Raw genomic sequence first — 1,185 nt, 5'->3', positions numbered from 1 at the left:
CACCCGTCCGGGCATTTCGGGGAGTGGTGGCTCCACACACGCCGGCGAGGGATCATCGGAGCCTGTCGTTCCCGTTCCCACCGTCAGCGCCGGTCCCACGGTCCCGGGGGGCCTCGACACGGGGATACGGCCCGCACCCGGGGCCGGGGGCCCCGCCGCTGCCTGGGACGGCTCCACCGGCCTCGGGGGAACCTCGGTTCCGCTGGGCGCCACCCCGACGACGCCGTCCTCGACGGCCCCCCCGAGCCTTACGCCGGCCACGAACACCACGAACGTCCCCGGCAACCGCCCCGTTGCCGGCCAGGGCGAGAACCACGACGGCACGCCCGCGCACGACGCCGGAGCCCAGGAGACCGACCCGGACCGGACTCCACCGCTCGCGCCCACGGCGCTCACACCTGCCGCCGTCACTCCCGTGACGGCCACGCCGCCGGCCACCACGCCCACGGACGTGCCGGCCGAGGCGCCGCACTCCGGTACGGCTGTCCCTCAGCCGGCGCCCTCGGGCGACCCCGCCCACGCTCCCGCGTCACGGCCCGTGCGGACCGTCTCCGGGGACCCGGACGCGGCCGGGGACCGTGAGCACGACAGCGACAGCGATGCCGCCGCCGGCGAAGAAGGCGCCGACGGCCCTGTGCGGACGGTTTCGCAGACCCCCGCGGGCTCCGCCCCGTCGACCGGGCCGACCCCCGGCTCGGTCGGCGCGGACGAGCAGTCCACAGACCGCACGCCCCCTCTGCTCCAGCCCGTCCCCGCCGCCGCGCCGCACTCTGCCCCGACGGCTGCCGGGCCGGCCGCCACAGCCCGGCCCACTGCCGCAGAGCAGACGGTGCCCAGGACCCGTGGGGAGGCGGACGGGGCGGCCCCGGCCCAGGAGGCCGCGGACCCGGTCCAGACGGTGGGCGGGAACACGGCGGATCCGGCCCACGACGCCCTGGCTCACGACGCCCTGGCCCAGGAGGACGCCCTGGCTCACGACGCCCTGGCTCACGACGCACTGGCCCACGACGCACTGGCTCACGGTGAGAACGCCGGTGCGGTGGCGCCTGCCGGACAGGTGCCCACCGTGTCCGGGGCCGTCGCGGGACCCGCGGCCGGCACCGATGACGGACGGACGCAGGAGCGGAGGTCCGACCGGCCCGACGTTTCGGAGTCCGACAGCGACACCGCCGTGTCCGCCGGCCC

General features: G+C 77.6%; 1 pseudogene. It reads left to right on the top strand.

The window, feature by feature from the left end:
• Nucleotides 1-415: 415 nt before the first annotated feature.
• Nucleotides 416-1,185 (top strand): annotated as a pseudogene (locus ACIBTS_RS49395) (hypothetical protein); the annotation flags it as partial.

The organism is Streptomyces sp. NPDC050121 (assembly GCF_044460385.1).
GTDB classification, from domain to species: domain Bacteria; phylum Actinomycetota; class Actinomycetes; order Streptomycetales; family Streptomycetaceae; genus Streptomyces; species Streptomyces soliscabiei.
The sequence above is the reverse complement of the archived record's forward strand: the minus strand, read 5'-3'. Positions and strand labels throughout refer to the sequence as shown.